General features: G+C 69.9%; 25 protein-coding genes and 1 tRNA gene. 24 read left to right on the top strand and 2 right to left on the bottom strand.

Going from position 1 to position 24,733, the window contains the following annotated elements; genetic code table 11:
* Positions 1 to 294 precede the first annotated feature (294 nt).
* The 13 genes from hrcA to FHS07_RS10170 all read left to right on the top strand — a co-directional run bounded on the left by hrcA (position 295) and on the right by FHS07_RS10170 (position 12,297).
* The gene (gene hrcA, locus FHS07_RS10230; RefSeq protein ID WP_183419809.1) at positions 295 to 1,335 is read left to right on the top strand and encodes a heat-inducible transcriptional repressor HrcA; all 1,041 of its coding nucleotides are present in this window, start codon (positions 295 to 297) and stop codon (positions 1,333 to 1,335) included.
* Positions 1,336 to 1,383: 48 nt separating this feature from the next.
* Complete coding sequence (gene dnaJ / locus FHS07_RS10225; RefSeq protein WP_183419808.1) at positions 1,384 to 2,505, top strand: molecular chaperone DnaJ; 1,122 nt, start codon at positions 1,384 to 1,386, stop codon at positions 2,503 to 2,505.
* Positions 2,506 to 2,507: 2 nt separating this feature from the next.
* Positions 2,508 to 3,242: a 16S rRNA (uracil(1498)-N(3))-methyltransferase gene (locus FHS07_RS10220; RefSeq protein ID WP_183419807.1), complete on the top strand. Its 735-nt coding sequence runs from the start codon at positions 2,508 to 2,510 to the stop codon at positions 3,240 to 3,242.
* Positions 3,243 to 3,471: 229 nt separating this feature from the next.
* Complete coding sequence (locus FHS07_RS10215) at positions 3,472 to 3,819, top strand: HIT domain-containing protein (protein WP_183419806.1); 348 nt, start codon at positions 3,472 to 3,474, stop codon at positions 3,817 to 3,819.
* 49 nt (positions 3,820 to 3,868) lie between these two features.
* Positions 3,869 to 4,894, top strand: a complete 1,026-nt coding sequence (locus FHS07_RS10210) for a PhoH family protein (RefSeq protein ID WP_221189434.1) — start codon at positions 3,869 to 3,871, stop codon at positions 4,892 to 4,894.
* Complete coding sequence (gene ybeY, locus FHS07_RS10205) at positions 4,891 to 5,358, top strand: rRNA maturation RNase YbeY (RefSeq protein WP_183419804.1); 468 nt, start codon at positions 4,891 to 4,893, stop codon at positions 5,356 to 5,358. The genes FHS07_RS10210 and ybeY overlap by 4 nt, the downstream gene beginning before the upstream one ends.
* Positions 5,355 to 6,665 carry a hemolysin family protein gene (locus tag FHS07_RS10200; protein WP_183419803.1) on the top strand — a complete coding sequence of 437 codons (1,311 nt, stop codon included), beginning with the start codon at positions 5,355 to 5,357 and terminating at the stop codon, positions 6,663 to 6,665. Before ybeY ends, FHS07_RS10200 begins: the two co-directional genes overlap by 4 nt.
* Positions 6,662 to 7,555: a GTPase Era gene (gene era, locus FHS07_RS10195; protein WP_055954452.1), complete on the top strand. Its 894-nt coding sequence runs from the start codon at positions 6,662 to 6,664 to the stop codon at positions 7,553 to 7,555. The genes FHS07_RS10200 and era overlap by 4 nt, the downstream gene beginning before the upstream one ends.
* Positions 7,556 to 7,601: 46 nt before the next feature.
* A complete protein-coding gene (locus FHS07_RS10190) occupies positions 7,602 to 8,549 on the top strand; it encodes a quinone oxidoreductase family protein (RefSeq protein ID WP_183419802.1) in 948 nt (315 codons plus the stop codon).
* Complete coding sequence (locus tag FHS07_RS10185; protein WP_183419801.1) at positions 8,546 to 8,749, top strand: GNAT family N-acetyltransferase; 204 nt, start codon at positions 8,546 to 8,548, stop codon at positions 8,747 to 8,749. The genes FHS07_RS10190 and FHS07_RS10185 overlap by 4 nt, the downstream gene beginning before the upstream one ends.
* A gap of 150 nt (positions 8,750 to 8,899) precedes the next feature.
* Positions 8,900 to 10,660, top strand: a complete 1,761-nt coding sequence (gene leuA / locus FHS07_RS10180) for a 2-isopropylmalate synthase (RefSeq protein ID WP_183419800.1) — start codon at positions 8,900 to 8,902, stop codon at positions 10,658 to 10,660.
* 23 nt (positions 10,661 to 10,683) lie between these two features.
* Positions 10,684 to 11,472, top strand: coding sequence for a methyltransferase domain-containing protein (locus tag FHS07_RS10175; protein WP_183419799.1), 789 nt, complete (start codon positions 10,684 to 10,686; stop codon positions 11,470 to 11,472).
* 42 nt (positions 11,473 to 11,514) lie between these two features.
* Positions 11,515 to 12,297, top strand: a complete 783-nt coding sequence (locus FHS07_RS10170) for an MOSC domain-containing protein (protein ID WP_183419798.1) — start codon at positions 11,515 to 11,517, stop codon at positions 12,295 to 12,297.
* 119 nt (positions 12,298 to 12,416) lie between these two features.
* On the opposite strand, the gene FHS07_RS10165 is transcribed toward FHS07_RS10170, so the two are convergent.
* The gene (locus FHS07_RS10165) at positions 12,417 to 13,115 is read right to left on the bottom strand and encodes a trimeric intracellular cation channel family protein (RefSeq protein WP_343054673.1); all 699 of its coding nucleotides are present in this window, start codon (positions 13,113 to 13,115) and stop codon (positions 12,417 to 12,419) included.
* A gap of 195 nt (positions 13,116 to 13,310) precedes the next feature.
* Between FHS07_RS10165 and recO the strand changes: the two genes are divergently transcribed.
* The 11 genes from recO (at position 13,311) to FHS07_RS10110 (ending at position 24,099) form a co-directional block, all read left to right on the top strand.
* Positions 13,311 to 14,039, top strand: coding sequence for a DNA repair protein RecO (recO, locus tag FHS07_RS10160; protein ID WP_183419796.1), 729 nt, complete (start codon positions 13,311 to 13,313; stop codon positions 14,037 to 14,039).
* Positions 14,036 to 14,839 (top strand): isoprenyl transferase, encoded by an 804-nt coding sequence (locus tag FHS07_RS10155; RefSeq protein WP_183419795.1) that lies wholly within the window; start codon positions 14,036 to 14,038, stop codon positions 14,837 to 14,839. The genes recO and FHS07_RS10155 overlap by 4 nt, the downstream gene beginning before the upstream one ends.
* A 64-nt stretch (positions 14,840 to 14,903) precedes the next feature.
* The gene (locus tag FHS07_RS10150; protein ID WP_183419794.1) at positions 14,904 to 15,587 is read left to right on the top strand and encodes a DsbA family oxidoreductase; all 684 of its coding nucleotides are present in this window, start codon (positions 14,904 to 14,906) and stop codon (positions 15,585 to 15,587) included.
* Positions 15,588 to 15,667: 80 nt separating this feature from the next.
* Positions 15,668 to 16,834 (top strand): tRNA dihydrouridine synthase DusB, encoded by a 1,167-nt coding sequence (gene dusB / locus FHS07_RS10145; RefSeq protein WP_183419793.1) that lies wholly within the window; start codon positions 15,668 to 15,670, stop codon positions 16,832 to 16,834.
* Positions 16,827 to 18,158 (top strand): deoxyguanosinetriphosphate triphosphohydrolase, encoded by a 1,332-nt coding sequence (locus FHS07_RS10140; protein WP_183419792.1) that lies wholly within the window; start codon positions 16,827 to 16,829, stop codon positions 18,156 to 18,158. The genes dusB and FHS07_RS10140 overlap by 8 nt, the downstream gene beginning before the upstream one ends.
* Positions 18,158 to 19,999, top strand: coding sequence for a DNA primase (gene dnaG / locus FHS07_RS10135; RefSeq protein WP_183419791.1), 1,842 nt, complete (start codon positions 18,158 to 18,160; stop codon positions 19,997 to 19,999). Before FHS07_RS10140 ends, dnaG begins: the two co-directional genes overlap by 1 nt.
* Before the next feature lie 193 nt (positions 20,000 to 20,192).
* Positions 20,193 to 20,966 carry an ATP-binding cassette domain-containing protein gene (locus FHS07_RS10130; protein ID WP_183419790.1) on the top strand — a complete coding sequence of 258 codons (774 nt, stop codon included), beginning with the start codon at positions 20,193 to 20,195 and terminating at the stop codon, positions 20,964 to 20,966.
* Between the two features lie 62 nt (positions 20,967 to 21,028).
* Positions 21,029 to 21,104: transfer RNA gene (locus FHS07_RS10125), tRNA-Asn, on the top strand.
* A 293-nt stretch (positions 21,105 to 21,397) separates the two neighbouring features.
* The gene (glsA, locus tag FHS07_RS10120; protein WP_183419789.1) at positions 21,398 to 22,324 is read left to right on the top strand and encodes a glutaminase A; all 927 of its coding nucleotides are present in this window, start codon (positions 21,398 to 21,400) and stop codon (positions 22,322 to 22,324) included.
* A gap of 99 nt (positions 22,325 to 22,423) precedes the next feature.
* Positions 22,424 to 22,795 carry a tRNA-dihydrouridine synthase gene (locus FHS07_RS10115; RefSeq protein WP_183419788.1) on the top strand — a complete coding sequence of 124 codons (372 nt, stop codon included), beginning with the start codon at positions 22,424 to 22,426 and terminating at the stop codon, positions 22,793 to 22,795.
* On the top strand, positions 22,795 to 24,099 hold the full coding sequence (locus FHS07_RS10110; RefSeq protein ID WP_183419787.1) for a glutathionylspermidine synthase family protein: 1,305 nt from the start codon (positions 22,795 to 22,797) through the stop codon (positions 24,097 to 24,099). The genes FHS07_RS10115 and FHS07_RS10110 overlap by 1 nt, the downstream gene beginning before the upstream one ends.
* Before the next feature lie 66 nt (positions 24,100 to 24,165).
* Here FHS07_RS10110 and def read toward each other — a convergent pair whose 3' ends face one another.
* Positions 24,166 to 24,732, bottom strand: a complete 567-nt coding sequence (gene def / locus FHS07_RS10105; protein ID WP_183419786.1) for a peptide deformylase — start codon at positions 24,730 to 24,732, stop codon at positions 24,166 to 24,168.
* Position 24,733: the final 1 nt, after the last annotated feature.

The raw sequence follows: 24,733 nt of genomic DNA, 5'->3' as shown, positions 1-24,733 counted from the left end.
TTCGGGCCCTCGTCAGCCGCGGTCGCCGGCTGGTCCCGAGAAACGCGATCGCGAGGAAGAAACGCCCCGTCGCGCCGTTTCTCACACGGCAGAGCGTTTCTCGCTGACGAAGAACGCGCACGCCGAGACACGCGATCGGCAGGAGGAAACGCCCCGTCGCGCCGTTTCTTGCACGTTGGAGCGTTTCTCGCGGAGAGGCGAGATGTGTCGGCCGCGTGCCCCCGACGCGGTGTCGTAGCGATCCCGTAGAATTGGCACTCAATCGAGCCGAGTGCCAAACGGGAGGAGCAGCGCATGGTGTCGGAACGCGGCCTTCAGGTGCTCCGCGCGATCGTGCAGGACTACGTCGACACCCGCGAGCCCGTCGGGAGCAAAGCGATCGTTGATCGCCATGCATTCGGGGTGTCGGCGGCAACCATCCGCAACGACATGGCCCTGCTCGAAGACGAAGAACTCATCATCGCGCCCCACACGTCGTCGGGGCGCGTGCCCACCGACAAGGGCTATCGCGTGTTCGTCGACCACCTCGCCGAACTCCGTCCGCTCTCGAGCGCGCAGCGCAGCGCCATCACGTCGTTCCTCGATCAGGCGGGCGACCTCGACGACCTCCTCGCGCGCACCGTGCGCGCCCTCACGCAGTTGACGGGTCAGGTCGCGATCGTGCAGTACCCGTCGTTCGCGCGGGCCAACGTCTCGCACGTCGAGCTCGTCGCGCTGGGCGGTCCCCGGGTGCTCGTCATCCTCGTCACCGACACCGGCCGGGTCTCTCAGCGCATCGCGCTGGTACCGGCCGAGCCGACCGAGGCCGACATCGTCCAGCTCCGCGCCCGCGTGGGAGCCGTGCTCGTCGGCCACAGCGTCGCCGAGTGCTCGCAGCGCGTCGGTGACGCGACGGCCGACGCGCCGCGACCGGGTGTCGTGATCGAGGCCATCGCCGACGCCGTGCTGCGGGTGGTCGGCGAAGAGCTCGAGGAGTTCCGCCAGGACCGCCTCGTCATGGCCGGTGCCGCGACTCTCGCCAAGCGCGAGCAGGACTTCCGTGGCAGCATCTATCCGCTGCTCGAGGCCATCGAAGAGCAGGTCACCCTGCTGCGGCTCATGACCGAGATGGTGGCCGACGAGAAGGGGTTGTCGGCGAGCATCGGTCGCGAGAACGAGCCGTTCGGTCTCGTCGAGGCCTCCGTGCTGGCGAGCCGCTACGACGGCTCCACCGGCGGTGCACGGGTCGGCCTCCTCGGCCCGATGCGCATGGACTACTCCTCGAACCTGGCGGCGGTCCGTGCCGTCGCCCACTATCTGACCCGCATGCTCGAAGACGACGACAGCGCGCGCTGACGAGCATCACACCCGAACGACCCCGCGAGAGCGGGCAGGAAGGCGACTGTGGCTGACCACTACGAGGTCCTGGGCGTTGAACGCGACGCCAGCCCGGAAGACATCAAGAAGGCGTACCGACGTCTCGCGCGCCAGCTTCACCCCGATGTGAACCCCGGCGACGACGCGTCGGAGCGCTTCAAGCTCGTGACCCACGCCTACGACGTGCTCAGCGACCCCGAGCAGCGCCGTCGCTACGACATGGGCGGCGACCAGAGCCCGTTCGGCGGCGGGGGAGCGGCGGGCTTCGGCGGCTTCAGCGACATCTTCGAGACATTCTTCGGCGGCGGCCAGGGCGGCGGGGGTCGCGGTCCCCGTCCGCGCTCGCGTCGGGAACGCGGCCAGGACGCCCTCGTGCGCGTCACCCTCGAGCTCGGCGACGTCGTGTTCGGCGCCCACCGCGACCTCGAGGTCGACACGGCCGTGCTCTGCGAGACGTGCCAGGGCGCGTGCACCCAGCCGGGCACCAGCGAGGTCACCTGCGACATCTGCCACGGCTCCGGCCACGTGCAGCGCACCGTCCGCAGCCTCCTCGGCAACGTCGTCACCAGCGCCCCCTGCACCGTGTGCCAGGGGCACGGCACGACCATCCCCTACCCGTGCGGCACCTGCCAGGGCCAGGGTCGTGTGCGGGCCCGTCGCACCGTGTCGGTCGACATCCCCGCCGGCGTCGAGTCGGGCCTGCGCCTGCAGCTGCCCGGCTCCGGCGAGGTGGGTCCCGCGGGCGGCCCCAACGGTGACCTCTACCTCGAGATCACGGTCGAGGCGCACGACGCCTTCAGCCGCGACGGCGACGACCTCGTCGCCACCCTCGAGGTCTCGATGCCGGATGCCATTCTCGGCGCAACCACGACGATCCAGTCGCTCGACGGCGACGTCGACCTCGAGGTGCGTGCGGGCGTGCAGTCGGGCGACGTGCTCACCATCAAGGGCCGCGGCATCACGCCGCTGCGCGGAAGCCAGCGCGGTGACCTCAAGGTCGGCGTGCACGTGGTGACCCCCACGCGCCTCGACCACCGTGAGCGCGCCCTCATCGAGGAGTTCGCCAAGCGCACCAAGGCCCCGAAGCCCCGGCTCGCCGAGCACCAACAGGGCATGTTCAGCAAGTTCCGCGACCGCTTCCGGCACTGACCGTGGCCTTGCACTTCGTCACCGACGACGCGGCATCCGCTCATCCGGGCGACGCCGTCTCACTCACGGGATCCGAGGCGCACCACGCCGCGGCCGTCCGCCGTGTCCGCGTCGACGAGACGGTGACGCTGGGCGACGGACGTGGGGCATGGCTCGAGGGCATCGTGACCGCGGCGACGCCGAAGCAGGTCGACGTGCGGGTGACTGCGCGCACGGACCTCCCCGCGGCTGCGCCGCGCTTCGTGCTCGTCCAGGCGCTCGCCAAGGGCGACCGCGACGAGCTCGCCGTGCAGGCGGCGACCGAACTCGGCGTCGATGCGATCGTGCCGTGGCAGGCCGCGCGCAGCGTCTCCCGATGGGATGCCAAGGCTGACAAGGGGATCGCCCGCTGGCGCACGATCGTCCGCGAGGCGGCCAAGCAGGCGCATCGCGCGTGGATCCCGGAGGTCGAGGGTGTCGCCCGCACCACCGATCTGGTCACTATGGCGGGCACCGCGCTCGTCCTCGTGCTCGAGCCCTCGGCATCCGATCGCCTCACCGTCGTCGCGAGTGAAGCGGTGGACGGGCGCGACGTAGTTCTCGTGGTCGGCCCCGAGGGCGGGATCGCGCCGGAGGAGCTCTCGGCGCTCACCGACGCCGGCGCGCGGCTCGTGCGCCTCGGCGACACGGTGCTGCGCACGTCGACCGCGGGGGCGGCGGCCATCTCGGTGCTCTCGGCGGCGCACGGGCGCTGGTGACGTCCGGCACCGCCGGTCCGCGCCCCACCCCTGTCGATTCGGCGAGGTGGGCCTGACGCCTGTCGGACGCAGCACGTTCAGCAGCTCGATCGCCGGTTCGGGGCGCGTTCGGCCGTTCGGGGCGCGAGATGTCCGCCCCCAGGTGCCTGATCCGCCCCGAACTCGGAAGTCTCCGCCCGCTGTACCCCACCAGGCCTGGGTGTCGGAGGCCGTCACTAGACTGGATGCCATGAGCGAACCGTCGATCTTCACGCGCATCCTGCAGGGCGAGATCCCCGCCGAGATCGTGGCTGAGACCGAGAACGCCTTCGCGATCCGCGACATCGCACCGCAGGCACCGGTGCACCTGCTCGTCATCCCCAAGACGGCGCAGTACCGCAACGTCGTCGAACTCGCCGCGGGCGACCCCGATCTGCTCACCGAGGTCGTCGGTCTCGCCAACTCCGTCGCCGCGGAGCACTCCGACGGCGACTTCCGTCTCATCTTCAACACCGGCGAGGGCGCCGGTCAGACTGTCTTCCACGTGCACGCCCACGTCCTCGCGGGCGGCCTGAACGAAAAGAGCATGGGTGGCTGATTCCCCCGAAGAGAGCGTCTCCGACCGCATCGAGGTCGACGGCGTGGCCATGGTGCAGCTTCTCGGCCCGCAGGATCGCCTGCTGCGGGTCGTCGAGAAAGAACACCCCGACGTCGACGTGCACGTGCGGGGCAATGAGATCACCCTTTCGGGCGCACCCGACGCGGTGCGTGCCGCGCGCGGGCTCGTCGACGAGTTGCTCTCGATGACCCGTTCCGGTCAGGGCCTCGATCCGTCCGACGTGTCGAGTTCGAACCGCATGCTGCGTTCCGACGGCGGTCCTCGCCCGTCCGAGGTCATGGGCGAAGCCATCCTGTCGTCTCGCGGCAAGGTCATCCGCCCCAAGACGGCCGGCCAGAAAGAGTACGTCGACGCGATCGACGAGAACACGATCGTCTTCGGCATCGGTCCCGCCGGTACCGGCAAGACCTATCTTGCGATGGCGAAGGCCGTGCAGGCGCTGCAGCGCAAAGAGGTCAACCGCATCATCCTCACGCGTCCCGCCGTCGAGGCGGGGGAGCGGCTCGGATTCCTCCCGGGCACCCTCACCGACAAGATCGATCCGTATCTGCGGCCGCTGTACGACGCGCTCAACGAGATGATGGACCCCGACATCGTCCCGAAGCTGATGGCCACGGGCACCATCGAGGTCGCCCCGCTCGCCTACATGCGCGGGCGCACGCTGAACGACTCGTTCGTCGTGCTCGACGAGGCGCAGAACACCACGCCCGAGCAGATGAAGATGTTCCTCACGCGTCTCGGATTCGGCACGCGCATGGTCGTGACCGGCGACATCACCCAGGTCGACCTGCCCCAGGGCGCCTCGGGACTCCGTCTGGTCACCCGTGTCCTCGACGACATCGACGACATCCACTTCTCGCGCCTCACCAGCGCCGACGTCGTGCGCCACAACCTGGTCGGCCGCATCGTCGACGCCTACAGCGAGTACGACGAGAAACGCCTGGCGGCGCGTCGCGAGCGCGACGAGGCCACCGAGTTCGCCACCCGTGCGGAGCGACGCGGCCCGAGCGCCGCCGGTCCGCGCGATCACCTTCCGAGACGAAACCGCTCATGACGATCGAGATCAACAACGAGTCCGACCACCAGGTCGACGAGCAGGTGCTGCTGCGCCTGATGGAGTACAACCTCGCCGAGCTGCACGTCAGCGCCGACGCCGACGTGGCGATCGTCCTCGTCGACGAGGGGGCTATGGAGTCCCTCCACGTGCAGTGGATGGACGAGCCCGGCCCCACCGACGTGTTGAGCTTCCCCATGGACGAACTGCGCCCGGGATCAGAAGACGCGCCGACTCCCGCAGGGCTCCTCGGCGACATCGTCCTGTGCCCCGCGGTCGCGGAGACCCAGGCGGTCGCGGCGAAGCACTCCACGCAAGACGAGCTGATCCTTCTCACCACGCACGGCCTTCTGCACCTCCTCGGCTTCGACCACGCCGAACCCGACGAGGAGCGCGAGATGTTCGGACTGCAGCGCGAGCTCATCACCGGTTTCCAGGCCGTCGAGCGCCACCGCCGCGCATGACCGAGGCGCTGCTCCTCGTCGCCGCCTTCCTGCTCGTCGCCTTCGGCGGCTTGATGGCGGCGTTCGAAGCGGCACTGGGCGTGACCTCCCGCACCGATCTGCTCGAGCTGGGTGTCTCCGGGCGCAACGCCCGGGCACTGCGGCGCATCGCCGACGACGCCAGCGCGCACATCACGGCGGTCTCGTTCATCCGCGTCCTCGCCGAGACGACCGCCGCGGTGCTCGTGGCCGCCGCGTTCATGCTGATGTTCGACGACATCCTGCTCGCCGTGATCGCCGCCGCCGTGCTGATGACCGGCATCTCGTTCGTGGCCGTCGGCGCGAGTCCCCGATCGGTGGGCCGTCAGCACGCGCGGGGGCTGCTGACCGGCGGTGCTCCCGTCGTACGGGGCATGCGCATCCTGCTGGGCCCGCTCGCGCACGGACTGGTGGCGGTCGGAAACCGCGTCACGCCCGGCATCTCGCAGTCGACGTCGTTCGCGTCCGAGGAGCAGCTGCTGAGCATCATCGACGAGGCGGCCGAGAACGAACTCATCGAGGAAGACGACCGGGAGCTCATCCACTCCGTCTTCGACTTCACCGACCGCTACGTGCGGGAGGTGATGGTCCCGCGTACCGACATGGTCAGCGTGGATGCCGCGGCCACCTCCCGCGAAGCGCTGTCGCTGTTCCTCGAAAAGGGTGTCTCGCGCGTGCCGTTGGCCGACGACGAGGCCGACGACATCGTCGGCATGCTCTACCTGAAAGACCTCGTGCAGTACGGCTTCCGCGACGAGGCAGGGTGGCGTGACGCCCCCATCCGCCGCATCGCCCGGCCCGCGGTCTTCGTCCCCGAGTCGATGAAGGCCGAGACCCTGCTCCAGCAGATGAAGAAGGACGCCGTCCACGTGTGCCTCGTCGTCGACGAGTACGGCGGCGTCGCGGGCCTGGTCACGATGGAAGACCTCATCGAGGAGCTCGTCGGTGAGATCGCCGACGAGTACGACGCCCCCTCCACCGAGGTCGTCGAGCTGGGCGACGGGCGCTACCGCGTCAACGCCCGACTCGGGCTCGACGAGGTCGGCGACCTCTTCGGTCTGGAGCTCGACGACGACGACGTCGATTCGGTCGGTGGGCTCTTGGGCAAGGCCCTCGGCCGCATCCCGCAGCCGGGCGCCACCGCCGAACACTCCGGTCTCGTCCTCACCGGCGGCGCGTCCCGCGGCCGCAATCGGGGAATCGCCACGGTCATCGTGGAGCGTGCCGAGACCCCCACAGACGAAGACGCCGAGGCCGACGCCTCTGCGCGCGAGAGGAACGACAGATGAGCGACACACGATCCGGTTTCGTGACCTTCGTGGGGCGGCCGAACGTCGGCAAATCCACGTTGACCAACGCCCTCGTCGGCGAGAAGGTCGCCATCACGAGCGAGAAGCCGCAGACCACTCGACGCGCTATCCGCGGGATCGTGAACCGCCCCGGTGGTCAGCTCGTCGTCGTCGACACCCCCGGCATCCATCGTCCGCGCACCCTGCTCGGCCAGCGCCTCAACGACCTCGTGGAACAGGTGTTGGGCGATGTCGACGTGATCGCGTTCTGCGCGCCCGCGACCGAGAAGGTCGGGCCCGGCGACCGCCGGATCGCGGAGTCGCTCTCGGGCTATCCCCGGGCGAAGAAGGTCGCGCTGGTGACCAAGACCGACGCCGCCTCGCGTGATCAGATCACCGAGCGACTCCTCGAGGTCGACGCGCTGCGCGAGGACTGGGATGCCGTCATCCCGCTGTCGGCCGTCACGAACGATCAGCTCGACGTGCTGTGCGACGAGCTGTTGGCGCTCATGCCCGTGGGGCCCGCGCTGTACGCCGACGGCGTCGTCACCGACGAGACGCTCGAGGATCGCATCGCCGAGATCATCCGCGAGGCGGCACTCCACGGCGTGCGCGACGAACTCCCGCACTCGATCGCGGTGACCATCGACGACGTCGCCCCGCGCGAGGACAGCGACCTGACCGACGTGTGGGCGAACATCGTCGTCGAGCGCGACAGCCAGAAGGCGATCATCATCGGACGCAAGGGCTCGCGCCTCGCCGATGTCGGCGCCCGCGCGCGCGCCGGCATCGAACCCCTCGTCGGCGGACGGGTCTACCTCTCGCTGCACGTCCGCGTGGCCAAGGAGTGGCAGCGCGATCCGAAGCAGCTCGGGCGCCTCGGATTCTGACCCCGACCGCGGACCCCGACGGGCGAGCACAACGAAAGGCGTGACCATGGCGATGAGGTGGACGGCCCCCGCTCCGGGCCCGGTCGAGACGTGGAGCTTCGACGAGGTCGACATCCCCGCCCCCGGTCCCGGTGAGGTCACGGTGCGCGTCCGTGCGGCGGGCATCAACCCCGCGGATGCCAAGCACGTCGCCACCGCCCGTCCGGGGGCCGCGTTCCCCGTGCCCATCGGCTACGAGTTGTCGGGCGAGGTCACCGCCGTGGGCCCCGACGCCATCGGCGGATCGGGCCCCCTCGCGGTGGGCGACGAGGTCGTCGCGTTCCGCGTGCAGGGCGCCTACGCCACCGAGCTCACCGTGCCCGCCCGCGACGTGTTCGCCAAGCCGGCGCCCCTCTCGCACGCCGAGGCTGCGAACCTGCTGCTGGCCGGAACGACGGCCGCCGAGATGATCCAGGTCACCCGCGTCGTCGACGGCGAGATCGTGCTGCTGCACGCGGCATCCGGGGCAGTCGGAGTGAGCCTTCTTCAGCAGGCCCGCGAGCTCGGGGTGCGGGTCATCGGGACGGTGGGTCCGGATGCCGAGGAGTCGGCCGAGCGAGTACGACGCTACGGCGGCATCCCCGTCGCCTATGGCGATGGGCTCCGCGAGCGCGTCGAGGAGGCGGCCGCGGGTGCGCCGATCGCGGCCGCCTGGGATGCCGTGGGCACCGATGAGGCCATCGACGTCTCGCTCGACCTGGTCGCCGAGCGCGACCGTATCGTGACCATCGTGAGCCCCGATCGGGCGAAGACCGACGGGTTCCTGTGGATCGCGGGGTCGCGGCCCGAGAGCGCGCGCTTCCGCGACATCGCGCGGGCCCGCGTGCTGGAGCTGGCGGCATCCGGTGCGCTCGAGGTGCCCGTCGCCCGCACCTACCCGCTCGCCGAGGCCATCGAGGCCGTGGGCTTCGTCATGAACGGCCACCCGGGCGGCAAGGTGGCGCTGCTGCCGTGAGCGCGTCGCTGTTCGCGCTGCCTCCGGCGCCCCGTCTGAGGGCTCGGATCGATCCCGAGAACCTCCGCTCGGTGGCTCTGGCCGAGCGGATCGGCATGCGCCGAGAGGCGCACGTCGTCGAGAACGGATGGTTCACGGGGCGCTGGAGCGACGAGCTGCGGTTCGCTCTTCTCGCGCGGGAATGGTCGTCGACGTCGTGAACCCCACGTGGCGACACTGCTACGATCGGAGAATGCGCTTCGGTGGCCTGCTTCTTCTTAGTTGCCGCGACGAGTCCTCGATCTAAGGGCCTTCCTCGTCGCGGAGATCGTCGTCGGCCCCACCGAACGAATCTAAAGAAGCGACACATCATGAAGAACACCCAGAAGCCCACGTCCGCTCCGGTGCACAAGTACCGTCCGTTCCACGAGCAGATCCGCGTAGAACTGCCCGATCGCACGTGGCCGGCGAAGCGCATCGAGTCCGCGCCCCGCTGGTGCGCCGTCGACTTGCGCGATGGCAACCAGGCCCTCATCGATCCGATGAGCCCCGAGCGCAAGCGCGTCATGTTCGAGCTGCTCGTGCAGATGGGCTACAAAGAGATCGAGGTCGGGTTCCCGAGCGCGAGCCAGACCGACTTCGACTTCGTCCGCCAGCTCATCGACGACGGTCTGATCCCCGACGACGTGACGATCCAGGTGCTGACGCAGGCGCGCGAGCACCTCATCGCCCGCACGTACGAGGCGATCGCCGGCGCGAAGCAGGCCATCGTGCACCTGTACAACTCCACGTCGGTGCTGCAGCGCGAGGTCGTGTTCCGCACCGATGAGCAGGGCATCGTCGACATCGCCCTCGAGGGCGCGCGCCTGTGCAAGAAGTACGAGGCGACGATCCCCGAGACCGAGGTGTTCTACGAGTACTCGCCCGAGAGCTACACCGGCACCGAACTGGAGTTCGCGCTGCGCATCTGCAACGAAGTGCTCGACGTCTTCCAGCCGACGCCCGAGCGCAAGGTCATCCTGAACCTCCCCGCCACCGTCGAGATGGCGACCCCGAACGTCTACGCCGACTCGATCGAGTGGATGTCGCGTCACCTGAACCACCGCGAGAACGTCATCCTGTCGCTGCACCCGCACAACGATCGCGGCACGGCTGTGGCCGCCGCGGAGCTGGGGTACATGGCCGGCGCCGACCGCATCGAGGGGTGCCTGTTCGGCAACGGCGAGCGCACCGGCAACGTCGACCTGGTCGCCCTGGGCATCAACCTGCTGACGCAGGGCATCGATCCTCAGATCGACTTCAGCGACATCGACCAGGTCAAGCGCACGGTCGAGTACTGCAACCAGCTGCCCGTGCCCGAACGCAGCCCGTGGGCCGGCGATCTGGTGTTCACCGCGTTCAGCGGTTCGCACCAAGATGCCATCAAGAAGGGCTTCGAGGCGATGGAGGCCCGCGCACAAGCCGCGGGCAAGACGGTCGACGAGATCGAGTGGGCCGTTCCCTACCTGCCGATCGACCCGAAAGACCTGGGTCGCTCCTACGAGGCCGTCATCCGCGTCAACTCGCAGTCGGGCAAGGGTGGTGTCGCCTACCTGCTCAAGGCCGACCACGCGATCGATCTGCCGCGCAAGCTCCAGATCGAGTTCTCGGGGGTCGTGCAGACCCGCACCGATGCCGAAGGCGGCGAAGTGTCGAGCGCGCAGATCTGGGACATCTTCACCGACGAGTATCTGCCGTCGAAGGTCGACGACCAGCGCTGGGGCCGGTTCGAACTGCTGTCGACCCGCTCGTCGAGCGACATGTCGGGCGACGTGCACCTCGACGTCTCGCTGCGCGACGGCGAAACCGTGCACCCCGCGTCGGCGGTCGGCAACGGTCCGGTTGCGGCGTTCCTCGAGATCGTGCGCGCTCAGGGATTCGACGTGACCCTCTACGACTACGTCGAGCACGCCCTGAGCTCCGGCGGTGACGCGCAGGCGGCGGCCTACGTCGAGCTGCAGGTCGACGACCAGCGCCTGTGGGGCGTCGGCGTCGACGGCGACATCTCGACCGCCTCGCTCAAGGCGATCGTCTCGGGCGTGAACCGCGCGATCCGCACGCGTCAGGCCTCGGGCGCCCTGGCCGGCGTCTGACCCGCGCAGCAGAGAAGACGACCGTGGCCTACGCCCACGGACACCACGAGAGCGTGCTGCGTTCCCACGCTGTACGCACCGTCGCCGACTCGGCGGCCTACCTGGTGTCTTCGCTGTCCGCCGGCACCCGCATCCTCGATGTGGGTGCCGGCCCCGGCTCCATCACTGTCGATCTCGCCGACCGGGTCTTCCCCGGAGAGGTCGTGGGGGTGGATGCCGCCGCCGACGTCGTGGAGGTGGCACGCGCCGCCGCCGGGGAGCGCACGAACGTGGCCTTCCGCACCGGCGACGCCTATGCCCTCGACGTGCATGACGCCTCGTTCGACATCGTGCACGCCCACCAAGTGCTGCAGCACCTCGAGCGTCCCGTCGACGCCCTGCGGGAGTTCCGCCGTGTCGCCGGTCCCGACGGCCTCGTCGCGGTGCGCGACGTCGACTACGGCGGCGTGATCTGGCATCCGCTCATCCCTGCCCTCGACGAGTGGCTCGAGATCTACCACGGCGTGCACCGCGGTTCATCGGGCGAACCCGACGCGGGGCGGCGCCTCAAGGCGTGGGCGCGCGAGGCCGAGTTCACCCGAATCGACGCGAGTGCGAGCGTGTGGGTGTTCGACACGCCCGTCAAACGCGCGTGGTGGGGCGGCATGTGGGCCGATCGTGCGCTCGCCTCGGCGTTCGCGGGGCACGCCAAGAGGCTCGGTCTCGCCGACGACGCGCAGTTGCAGCGCATCTCCGACGCGTGGCGCGAGTGGGCCGCGCACCCCGACGGATGGATCCTGCTGCCCCACGGCGAGGTGCTCGCCCGTGCCTGAGACGGGGGACGGCGGTGGGGGAGAGGATGCGAGGATGAAGCCGTGATCCGCGTCGACGCCCTCTACCGTTATCCCGTGAAGGGCTTCACGCCCGAAATGCGCGACAGCCTCGTCATCCAGGAGGACGGTCGCGTGCAGGGCGATCGTGCTCTCGTGTTCCGCTTCGCCGACGCACTGGAGCCGTCGGACGCCACCTTCCCCAAGAGCCGCGGGCTCGCTCTGATGACGTTCCCCACCCTGGCCCGAGTCGACCTCGCCTTCGATGACGAGGCGAAGACGCTCCGGCTCCGCGTCGACGACATCGACGTCACCGCCGACCTGAGCGACGAGGGCCGCGCGCGTCTCAGCGAGGCGGTCACGGCCTATCTCCGCACGACGAGTGACGCGAAGCTGCTCGACGCCGACGGCATCCTGCCCCTGGGGCTCATTGGCGACGGCGTCACCGCCCGCTTCCACGACCGCCCGCGGGGATTCGTCTCGCTGCACGGCGCGGCCTCCGTTGCAGAGCTGGGCACCGCGGTGCCGGCGCCCGTCGACGATCGTCGGTTCCGCTCCAACATCGTCGTGGGCGGCACCGCCGCGTGGGCGGAGCTCGAGTGGCGCGACCGGGTGCGCATCGGCGATGTGGTGTTCGAGGTGCAGAAGCCCATCGAGCGCTGTGCGGCGATCACGGCCAACCCCGACACGGGCGTCCGTGACGCGCGGCTGCTGCGCGTGCTCACGACCGAATTCGGTCAGGACGAGCCGACTCTCGGCATCCTGCTGCTGCCCGCCGACCGCGGCGGCACGATCCGCACCGGCGACGAGGTCACGCCCCTGGCCTGACTCGCGCGTGAAGGGTCAGAAAGTGACGCCTGGAGCCGTCGTAGGCGCCGGAAGTCGACTCCCCACGCGACGCGGCCGCGCGCGCCCCGTGCGTAACCTCGCGTGAGTCGCCCCCGCGGTCACTCCGGGTCGTCGGTGCGGATGATCGGGATGCCGGTGGTCTCGACCGCGACCTTGCGCCGGTAGAGCTTCCGCTGCTCGGGGAGCGACAGGTCGAACAGGACGGCCAGCACGCGGATGACGGTGGTGACCGCGACGCCGATGACGGCCGCGATCGGCAGGGGTACACCGAGAGCCGCCGTCGTCGCGAGCACGGCGCAGCCGCCCCCGGCGGCGACGGCGTAGAGCGAGCCGACGTGCATGATCGCCACGGGAAGGCCCATCAGCACGTCGCGCAGCACGCTGCCACCGGCCGCCGCGAGCACACCCACGAAGACCGCCGGGACCTCGGGCATCCCGAGCGCGAGAGCCTTGGAGGTGCCGAACGCGCCGAACAGGCCGATGACGACGGCGTCGAGCAGGACGATCGCACGGTTGAGGCGCTGGAAGATGCCCGACAGCAGCATCCCAACGATCGAGGCGAGGGTGGCGGTGATGAGGTACCAGTTGCTCTGCAGGGTGGCCGGTGTCAACCCGAGCAGCAGGTCGCGGATGAGTCCGCCGCCCATCCCCAGCAGGATGCCGATGATCGCCACCCCCAACAGGTCGAGGCGACGTTGGCCCTGGAAGCCCGAGGCGAACAACGCGCCCTGCACGCCGCCGAGGGCGACGGCGGTGAGGTCGGCCCACAGGGGGATGACGAAGGTCGGCGTGTCCACGGCATCCATTCTCCCCCGGCCGGTCTCGCACCCGGTGGCGCGGACCACCTGTCGGACCGATGGGGCTGGCGGCGCCTGAGGGGCCGTGTGCGCCGCCGCAATCCTCGTCGCTCAGACGGACGGACCATTCCCCGCGGCCGATCCGCGCCGCGTGCCGCGCAGGCCGCACGCAGCGGTCGAGGACGATAATGGACTGTGCCCACCTACCGCGACGAGGTCGTGGTCCTGCGTACCCACAAGCTCGGGGAGGCGGACCGCATCCTCACCCTGCTCAGCCGCCGAAACGGCAAGATCCGTGCGGTCGCCAAGGGTGTGCGCCGCACCTCCTCGAAGTTCGGGTCACGGCTCGAACCGTTCATGGTCGCCGACGTGCAACTCGCCAAGGGACGCAACCTCGACATCGTGCAGCAGGCGGAGTCGCTCGGCTCCTACGGCGCCGACATCGTGGCGAACTACGACGTCTACACCACCGCCAGCGCCATGGTCGAGACCGCCGATCGTCTCAACGAGGCCGAGGCGACCCCGCAGCAGTATCTGCTGCTGGTCGGTGGGCTCCGATCCCTCGCCCGGGGCGAGCACCCCGAGCGCAGCGTGCTCGACTCGTACCTGCTGCGCGCGATGGCCCTCTCGGGTTGGGCGCCGGGGTTGACCGAGTGCGCCCGCTGCGGCACGGTCGGCGATCACGATTACTTCCTGCCGCAGCTCGGCGGCGTGATCTGCTCGACCTGCGCCCCGGCGGGCTCGCCGCGCGTCGCGCGCGACACGGTCGACATGCTGCGCGCGCTGATGGCGGGGGAGTGGGAGACCATCGACGCCGCCCCCGGTCGCACGACGGCGGCGGCCTCGGGCCTCGTCGCCGCCTACGCGCAGTTCCACCTGGAGCGCGGCATCCGTTCCCTCCCGCACCTGGAGTCGTATCGATGACACCGAAGCCGTTCACGCACCGCGACGCGGTTCCCTACCGCCCGCTCGACTGGACCGGGGAGTACCCGCCGTCCTACCCGCGGGGCGCGGTGCCCGAGCACGTCGCCATCGTCATGGACGGCAACGGCCGATGGGCGAACCGTCAGGGTCTCACACGCGTCGAGGGCCACAGGGCGGGAGAGGCGGCGCTGCTCGACGTCGTCGCCGGCGCCATCCAAGCCGGCGTGAAGCATCTGTCGGTCTACGCCTTCTCGACCGAGAACTGGTCGCGCTCACCCGACGAGGTGCGCTTCCTCATGGGCTTCAACCGCGAGGTTCTGCACCGCCGCCGCGACCAGCTGAACGAGTGGGGCGTGCGCATCCGCTGGTCGGGCCGTAAGCCCCGCCTGTGGGGATCGGTCATCAAGGAACTGCAGCACGCCGAGCGCCTGACCGAGGGCAATTCCACCCTGACCCTCACGATGTGCGTCAACTACGGCGGACGCATCGAGATCGTGGATGCCATGCGCCGCATCGGCGACGACATCGCCGCCGGACGCCTCAAGCCCTCGGCGGTGACCGAGAAGCTGATCCGCAAGAACCTCTACCAGCCCGACATGCCCGACGTCGACCTGTTCGTCCGTTCCAGCGGCGAGCAGCGCACCTCGAACTTCCTGCTGTGGGAGTCGGCCTACGCCGAGATGGTGTTCCTCGACACACTGTGGCCCGATTTCCGTCGTACGCACCTGTGGGACGCGATCGGGCTGTACCTGTCACGCGACCGCCGCTTCGGTGGCGCGGTCGATACCCCGACCGCGTGAGGAGACGCATCCTGACGGATGCCGACAGCGGAATAGACCCACGACCCGGAAGGTTGCACGCGATATGACGGATGCCATCAAGATCGACGTGTGGAGCGACATCGCCTGCCCCTGGTGCTACATCGGCAAGCGGAACCTCGAGAACGGCCTGGCCGCCACGGCCGGCGACGACGACGCCCCGGTCGTCGAGATCGAGTACCACTCGTTCGAGCTCTCACCCGACACCCCCGAGGACTTCGACGGGGGAGAGGTCGACTACCTCTCGCAGCACAAGGGCATCTCGCCCGAGTCGGCGCGGGAGATGCTCGATCGGGTCACCGGCGTCGCCGCCGACGCGGGGCTCACCTACCGTTTCGATCTCCTCAAGCACACCAACACCGTCAAGGCACATGAGCTGCTGCACTTCGCGAAAGAGAACGGGCGTCAGCTCGAACTCGCCGAGATCCTCATGTCGGCGTACTTCCTCGAGGGCAAGCACGTCGGGCGCGATGAAGATCTCGTGCAGCTCGCCGTCGAGGCGGGACTGGACGAGGATGCCGCGCGCGATGCGCTCGCGTCGCAGCGCTACCGCGCCGCGGTGCGCGCCGACCAGGCACAGGCGCAGCAGTTCGGCATCACGGGCGTTCCGTTCTTCGTCATCGACGGCAAGTACGGCGTGAGCGGTGCACAGCCGGTCGAGGCGTTCACGCAGATCGCCCGCCAGGTGTGGGGCGAGCGTCGCGAGGCATCCGCGACCGCCGACGCCTGATCCATCCTCCACAGCGGTGTCCGCCGTCGGCTCGATCGGCGCGGGCACCGCTGTCGCACGACGTCTGGGAGAATGAAACGATGACCACGGCAACGGCCCCGGCGCGGACGCTCCGCATCGGAAACATCGAGCTCGACGCTCCGGTCGTCCTCGCGCCCATGGCCGGCATCACGAACACCGCGTTCCGCCGCCTCTGCCGCGAGTACGGCGCCGGCCTCTACGTGAGCGAGATGATCACGACTCGGGCTCTCGTGGAACGCAACGACACCACGATGCGACTCATCCGACATCACGAGTCCGAGACGCCGCGCTCCATCCAGCTCTACGGCGTCGACCCGGCCACCGTCGAAGCGGCCGTGCGCTTGATCGTCGATGAAGACCACGCCGACCACATCGACTTGAACTTCGGCTGCCCCGTACCGAAGGTCACCCGCCGGGGCGGCGGCGCCGCGCTGCCGTGGAAGACTTCGCTGTTCCGCGAGATCGTCGAGCGGGCCGTTCGCGCCGCCGGCAGCACGCCGCTGACGATCAAGATGCGCAAGGGGATCGACGCCGATCACCTCACGTATCTCGAGGCCGGACGCATCGCCGAGGGCGCCGGGGTGGCATCCATCGCCCTGCACGCCCGCACGGCGTCGGAGTTCTACTCCGGCCACGCCGACTGGTCGGCCATCACCACACTCAAAGAGACCGTCACGAGCGTGCCGGTGCTCGGCAACGGCGACATCTGGTCGGCCGACGATGCCGTGCGCATGATGGCCGAGACGGGCTGCGACGGCGTCGTCGTCGGTCGCGGTTGCCTCGGCCGCCCGTGGCTCTTCGGCGATCTGGCCCGCGCGCTCGGCGGCCCCGATGCCGCGCACGGCGAACCGGTCGACGCCACCCTCGGGTTCGTCGCCCGGGCTTTCCGCCGCCATGCGGAGTTGCTGGTCGAGTTCTTCGACGACGAGGGCCGCGGATGCCGTGACATCCGCAAGCACGTCGCCTGGTACTTCAAGGGGTATCCCGTCGGCGGTGAGCTGCGGGCGAGCCTCGCGACCGCATCGACCCTCGACGAGTTCGACGACCTGCTCGCCACGATGGAACTCGACGCCCCGTACCCGGGCGCCGCCGCCGAGGGGCAGCGCGGCCGTGCCGGCACCCCCAAGCGCCCGGCGCTCCCCGACGGTTGGCTCGCCTCGCGCGAGATCGGCGACGACGCCGGGCGCGCCCTGGCCGACGCCGAGCTGGACCACAGCGGTGGCTGAGGTCGCGGTGACGGCCGCCCGCCCGCTCGGGTACGACGATGCGGACGCTGCCCGCTTCCACGTCGAGGAGCACCGCTCGCGGCGTGACGACTTCGCGCGAGACCGTGCCCGCGTGCTGCATTCCGCGGCCCTTCGCCGGCTCGCCGCGAAGACCCAGGTGCTGAGCCCCGCGAGTCCCGCCGACTTCGCCCGCAACCGGCTCACGCACTCGCTCGAGGTGGCCCAGGTCGGCCGCGAGCTCGCGACCGCCTTGCAGCTCTCGCCCGACGTCGTCGACACGGCGTGCTTGAGCCACGACCTCGGGCACCCGCCGTTCGGCCACAACGGCGAACGCGCGCTCAACGAATGGGCGGAGGACATCGGGGGGTTCGAGGGCAACGCGCAGACGCTGCGCATCCTCACCCGCCTCGAGCCCAAGGTCTTCGGTGCCGACGGCGAGCCGTTCGGACTGAACCTCACCCGGTCGAGCCTCGACGCCACCTGCAAGTACCCGTGGACAGCCGACGAGCCCGTGCCCGACCCCGGCGGGCGCCTGAAGTTCGGTGTCTACCCCGACGACGAGCCGGTCTTCCAGTGGATGCGCGGCGGCGCGCCCGCCCGTCAGCGGTGCATCGAGGCCGAGGTCATGGACCTCTCCGACGACATCGCCTATTCGGTGCACGACTTCGAAGACGCGATGGTCAACCGGTACGTCGACCCCGCGCGCCTGGCATCCCGGGTCGGCCGCGAGGGTCTGCTCGACGCGATCCAACGCTGGGTCGGGTACGACTTCGTGCGCGACGACCTCGATGCCGGACTCGAGCGACTCATGGCGATGCCGGAGTGGATCCCGTCCTTCGACGGGACCCGTCCCGCCCTCGCACGCTTGAAGAACCTCACCTCCGACCTCATCGGTCGCTTCGCGCGCGCCGCCACCGCGGCCACCCGCGAGGCGTACCCCGCCGACCAGCTCACGCGCTACCGGGCGCACGTCGTCGTTCCGGCCGAGGTCGAGGTCGAGATGGCGGTGCTCAAGGGCATCATCGGCGCCACCGTCGTCTCGATCGACGGCCGCAAGGTGCTCTACCGCGAGCAGCGCAACGTGCTGAAGCGTCTGGCATCCGCGATGTGGGAGAACCCCGGTACCCTCGACGCGCTGCACGCGCCCGATTTCGCCGCGGCCGCAGACGACACCGCACGTCGCCGCGTCGTCGTCGACCAGGTGGCGAGCCTCACCGATCAACTCGCGATCGCCTGGCACGGCCGACTCGTCGGCGACGTGGATGCTGCCGAACTCGGCGTGTGGGCACCCGGCGCGCGCGCCGCACGGGGAGCGGATGCCTGATGGCCCGCATCCGCCAGGCCGACGTCGACGAGGTGAAGGCGCGGGTCAACATCGCCGATGTGATCGGCGAACGCGTGGCGCTGAAGCCCGCCGGCGTCGGGTCGATGAAGGGCCTCTGCCCCTTCCACGATGAGCGGTCGCCCAGCTTCAACGTGCGCCCGCAGGTCGGGTATTACCACTGCTTCGGCTGCGGCGAGTCGGGTGACGTCTACTCGTTCCTGCGCGCGTTGGACCACGTGTCGTTCACCGAGGCGGTCGAGCGCATGGCCGCGCGCGTCGGCTTCACCCTGCACTACGAAGACGGGGGAGCGGCCCCCGAGACCACGGGACGTTCGCGGTTGTACGCGGCGAATGCGGCCGCGACCGAGTACTTCCGCTCCCAGTTGATGACTCCCGAGGCCGAGATCGGTCGGCGCTTCCTCGGCGACCGCGGCTTCGACGCGGGAGCGGCGGCCCACTTCGGCGTGGGCTACGCCCCGAAAGGGTGGTCGAATCTGTTCGACCATCTGACGGCGCAGAAGTTCTCCCGAGACGAGCTCGAGAAGGCGGGGCTGGTGTCGACCAATCAACGCGGGGGAGTCTACGACCGCTTCCGCGGGCGACTGATCTGGCCGATCCGCGACGTGACGGGCCAGGTCATCGGCTTCGGTGCCCGAAAGCTGCACGACGACGACCAGGGCCCGAAGTACCTCAACACCCCCGAAACGATCATCTACAAGAAGTCGCAGGTGCTGTACGGCCTCGATCTTGCCAAGCGCGACATCTCACGATCGCACCGGGTGGTCGTGGTCGAGGGGTACACCGATGTCATGGCGTGCCACCTCGCGGGGGTCACCACGGCGATCGCCTCGTGCGGCACGGCTTTCGGCACCGATCACATCACGGTGCTCCGCCGCGTCATGGGCGACGACAGCTCGTCGGGCGAGGTCGTCTTCACCTTCGACCCCGATGCCGCGGGCCAGAAGGCGGCGCTGCGCGCCTTCGCCGACGAGAAGCGTTTCGCGGCGCAGACCTACGTGGCGGTGGCGCCCGAGGGGCTCGATCCCTGCGATCTGCGCCTGCAGCGGGGCGACGGTGCCGTGCGCGCACTCATGGAGAACAAGAACCCGATGTTCGAGTTCGTCATCGATCAACGCCTGAAGGACTTCGACCTGGCCAGCGTCGAGGGCCGCGCCGGTGCGCTCCGCGCGGCGGCGCCCATCGTCGCCGACATCCGCGACCCCTCCCTTCGTCCCGGGTACGTCCGGGTCCTCGCCCGTCGCCTCGGCCTCGACATGCCCGACGTGCAGGCCGCCGTGGAGCGTGCCGCCCGCGGGGCCGACCGTGCCGAGCAGCGCGAGAACGCCCGCGTCGCCGAACCCGCACCCGTCGCGGTGTCGGTCACGATGGCGTCGCTGCCGAACACGCGCGACGTCGCCCTCGAGCGGGGAGCGATGATGGCGTTCCTGCAGTACGGGCACCGTATCGAGCCCGACGTGTTCCTCCGCGCCCTGCAGCTGCCGTTCGGCCACCCCGCCCTCGAAGCCGTGCGCACCTCGCTGGCATCCACCGATTTGTCGCAGCCCGGGTGGGCGGTCGCGGCCGTCGAGGCGGTCCGCGAGCCGTTCCGTTCGCTCGCCGCCGAGCTGCTGACCGCGGAGTTCCCCGCGCGCACCGAAGAGGGTGCGGTGGCCTCGGCGAACGATCTCGCCCGGGGTCTCCTGGTGCGTCAGCTGCAGCGCGAGAAAGACGACCTGCTCCGCGGCATCCAGCGCGTGCCGGCCGACTCGGAAGAGGGGCGCCGCCTGCGCCTTCGGCTCCGCGAGCTGGATGCCGACAGGCAGCGCCTGATCGTCTCGTAGCTCGCTGCGCCCGCGCGAGCCGCGGCGGGGTGATGCACCGAAACCGCAGGGCATCGTCGAGACCGCGGGTCATCGGCATCCACGGGACGCAGTCTCGGCGTACGCCCACGGTCTCGGTAGACACACGCCATCTGGCGCGCGATCCTCGGGCGCGCCGTTGGCATCCCTCACCCTGGTGGGCGAGGATTGGGGGATGCCCCGGATCCTCGACACCGACGTCGTCCTCCGCACCGACGACCTCTCGCTCGCGCGCGGGGGCGTGCGTGTGATCGACGGCATCACGTTCACGCTGCTGCCGGGACGGACGATGGTCGTCCGCGGAGCCACGGGGTCGGGTAAGTCGTCGCTCGTCGCGCTCTTGGCCGGTCATCCCGACGACGGGCTCGGCGTCGTCGGCGGTGACGCGCGCGTGCACGGCATCTCGGCGCGGCACCCCGGCCGGGCCCGCCGCGAGTGGGTGTTCCACACCGGTTACCTGCCGCAGGGGGCGGGAGCGGCGCTGCCGTCGCGCCTCACCGTGCACGACGTCATCTCCGAGCCGATCACGAGCCGCGACCGCCGGGTCAACACCCGAGCGCTCGCGGTGCGCGTGGCGACGCTGCTGGACGAGATGGAGCTGCCCCTCGGCACCGCCCCGAAGTACCCCTACGAACTCAGCGCGGGCATGCGGCAGCGCGTCGCCCTCGCCCGCGCGCTCGTGCTCGAGCCGCGCCTGTTCGTCGCGGACGACCTGTATGCGAACCTCGATCTCGAGGTGCGCGAGGCCGCCCGCCTGGCGATCACCCGCCGCCGCGACGAGCGCGACATGGCGTCCCTCATCGTGACGAACGACGCCGACGCGCCAAAGGAACTGGATGCCGACGTGCTCGTCCTGCACGCCGGTCACGCCGTCGGTCTGGGCCACGGTGGGGACGCCGTTCAATGGACTCCCGACGGCACGCCCGAGCGACGTCCTTCGTCCCCCTGATTTTCCCGCCGCCCCCGCGTGCTGTTAGTATCGTGGGGTTGCCCACCGCAAGGCGGGCATGATCCTCGGTAGCTCAATTGGCAGAGCAATCGGCTGTTAACCGATAGGTTCTTGGTTCGAGTCCAAGCCGGGGAGCCAACGAAAAGGCCCGCCTCATCAGAGGCGGGCCTTCGTCGTTCTTCACTGGTCAGAGTGGAATCGGCATCACAACGCGGGCAACGTTTCGCACGCGCCGGCGCCTGTCGACCGCTCCGCACGAGAGACGACGTCGCGCGACCCGCTGAGCGACAGATCGTGGTCGAACGGTTCGAAGATCGTGATGGCTAGCCGGCGCGTCGCTGCCCGCGCCGGCGCGCGCAACGATCCCCTCCCTCGCTCGGGTCGTTCGCAACCCGGTCGGCGAGACGGTCGAGGACTGCGAAGGTGGGGAGGTGACCCCCGACCCGCACCGGTACGACCTCGATGCCCTCCGTGCCCGCCTGCTCGACGAACGCGGCGGGAAGGTGGACGACAGCATCCCGACGCTCGCCGGCGCCGATCCCGGACTCTGTGCCATCGCGCTCGTCACGCCGGACGGCACCGCCCGCCTGAGTGCGGACGCCGACGTCGCGTTCAGCATCCAATCGGCGGCGAAGCCGTTCCTGTTCGCCCTGGCACTGCTCGACACCGAGGGCGAGGCGCTCGATCGTGTCGGGATCGAGCCGACGGGGGAGTCGTTCGACGCGATCAAGCTCGAGAGCGGCACGGGCCGTCCGCCCAACCCGATGGTCAACGCGGGCGCCTTGCTCACGGCTTCCCTCGTGCGGGGTTCCGATACGGCCGCGCGCGACGCCCGCATCGCTGAGGGCCTCGCCGCTTTCGCGGGGCACGACCTCGCGGTCGACGAGGACGTCGCGCACAACGAGCACCTGCTCGGCGACCGCAACCACGCCCTCGCCCACCTCATGCGAGCCGAGGGCACCATGCAGGTCAGCGCGGATGACGCGGTGGCGGTCTACGCGCGGGCCTGCGCGACCCTTGTGGATGTCGAGACCCTGGCCGTCATGGGCGCCACCCTCGCGTGCGGTGGCGTGAACCCCCGAACCGGCGTGCGCGTCATCCCCGCACGCGTGGCGCGAGACGTGGTGTCGGTCATGGCGACCTGCGGTGTCTACGACGGATCGGGCCGGTGGATGCGGGCCGTCGGCGTTCCGGCGAAATCCAGCGTGTCGGGGGCCATCGTCCTCGCCGCCCCGGGACGGATGGGTGCCGCCGTCGTGAGTCCGCCGCTCGACGCACAGGGGACGAGCGTACGCGGTCGCCTCGCGAGCGAGGCGCTCAGCGACGACCTGCACCTCCACAGTTTCGCCGCGGGCTGACCCGCCGGCCACCGTCCGCCGCACCGCCGCACGTCATCCCGCGCCGCCACGAATCCCGCGTCTGAGCCCGTCGTCACCACGGTGTGAGAGCATCGGCGCATGGATTCCGCCGTGCGCCGCCGCGCCTCGCGCACCGTCACCGTCGGCGTCGTCGCCGCCCTGGCTGCCACCCTCACCGGCTGCGGACAGGGGACGAACGTGTCGGAGGACTACGCGCAGATCTGTCGCGACAACGCGACGGAGAAACGCCTCCCCGACGACGACTGCAACAACCACGGCGGGGGAGCGGGCTGGTACTTCCTACCACTCGGAATCAGCAGCCGCACCGTTCCCGCGGTCGGTCAGCCCGTCGTGGGCGGCACCGACGTGCTCCCCTCGGGCAAGACCGCCGCCAGCGGGATCTCCCGCGACGGTGACAGCGTCGCGCGCGGTGGGTTCGGCGGCTCCGGCTCCGGCGGGGCCGGTAGCTGATGCGCCGTATCGAGCTCGCCCCGCGCCCCGACTGGGAGCGCACGATCAAACAGTCGGGCCTGATCTACTCGCACTCCGTGCGTGATGACGGCTCGGCGGTCGACTACTGGAGCGACGGTGCCGCCTACGTCTTCACTCTTCCCGAGGTCGAGGACCTCGAGAAGCAGACCGAAGAACTGCACCGCATGAGCCGCGAGGCCGCGCGCTACCTGGCATCCGGAGCGCTCGGTCACCTGGGTCTCAGCCCGCAGGCGTTCGAACTGGCGCAGTGGTCGCTCGAGCAGGACGAGCCTGATGTCTACGCGCGCTTCGATCTGGCGTATTCCGGCGACGGTACTCCCGCGAAGATGCTCGAGTACAACGCCGATACGCCCACGGGGCTCATCGAGGCGTCGGTGACGCAGTGGTTCTGGTTGCAGGACCGGCTGAAGACGGGCGCCGTCCCGTCCGACACGGATCAGTGGAACGGTCTGCACGAGGCCCTCGTCGAACGCTGGCGAGTCCTCCTGCACCGCTCGCTCAGCGAGGGTGAGGGCGGGCGCCTCTTCGTCGCCCACTCGGATGCCGACATCTACGGCGAAGACTGGGACACCGTCGCCTACATGCGTGATCTCGCGGGCGAAGCCGGCTGGGAGCACACCGGCATCGAGATGAAGGACATCGGCTGGCACCACGGCGCCCGCCAATTCGTCGGCGTCCCGGAGCCTTGGGGATCGTCGCGCAGCATCGCCGCCCTCCCCGGCGACGAACCGGGCACCCAGTACCCCGTCATCCGCAACATCTTCGCGCTCTACCCCTGGGAAGACCTCGTCTCGGGCGAGGACCGCGTGATCGGCGACCAGGAGTTCGGAGCCCTCCTCATCGCCGGGCGCGGACTGTTCGGACGCTGGTACGAGCCGGCGTGGAAGATGTTCCTCTCCAACAAGCTGCTGCTCGTGGCCCTCTGGCGCCTGTTCCCCGGCCACCCCAACCTGCTGCCCGCCTACGCCGACGGCCCGAACGGCCTCACCGACTACGTCGTCAAACCCGTCTTCGGCCGCGAGGGCGACGGCATCCATGTCCACCGCGCCGACGGCACGGTCACCTCGAACGGCAAGGAGTACCGCCGAGAGGGGAAGGGCCGAGAGCGCGTGTGGCAGCAGTACCACGAGCTGCCGGACTTCCGCGGCTCACGGGGGAGCAATCACCCCGTGCTCGGGTCGTGGGTCGTGAACGACGAGGCGTACGGCGTCGGCATCCGCGAATCCGACGGACCCATCACCGACTATTTCTGTCGCTTCGTCCCCAACATCATCGAAGGCTGAGAAGAACTCCGGATGCCGTGACACCGGCGACGTTCGCACACGGGCGACCCCTCCGGTCGGTGGCGTTCACGCGTCGATGTCGTCGACGCCCGGCATCCACGACGCCCCGGGCTTGCCCCATTTGCGCTTCTTCGCGATCTTCGCCACCACGCGGCTGTCTTCGTCATCGAGACGGTCGACGTACAGGATCCCGTCGAGGTGATCGAACTCGTGCTGCAAGATGCGCGCACGCCAGCCCGTGACCTCGACCCGCACCGAGTGCCCGTCGAGGTCGGTACCGGTCAGCAGCGCCGCCTCCGAACGACGCAGCGGGAAGCGCTCGCCGGGGAACGACAGGCAGCCTTCGCTCTCGTCGTCGGGGTCGGGGTAGCCGGGCTCGAGCGGACGGATCCACAGCTCCGGGTTGATCACGACCCCCCGCCAGGGCTGGCCCTCATCGTCTTCGTACGTGTACGTGAAGATTCGCAGACCCACGCCCACCTGAGGCGCGGCGAGGCCTACACCGGGTGCGGCGTCCATCGTCTCGAACATGTCGGCGACGAGCTGACGCACCTCATCGGTGATCTCGTCGACGCGGGCGGCGGGTGCATGCAGCACGGGATCGCCCATGATGCGAATCGGGAGTACGGCCACG

It is taken from the genome of Microbacterium proteolyticum, assembly GCF_014192415.1.
GTDB classification, from domain to species: Bacteria; Actinomycetota; Actinomycetes; order Actinomycetales; family Microbacteriaceae; genus Microbacterium; species Microbacterium proteolyticum.
Note: the sequence above shows the minus strand (reverse complement) of the source record. Positions and strands in the feature narration are given on the sequence as shown.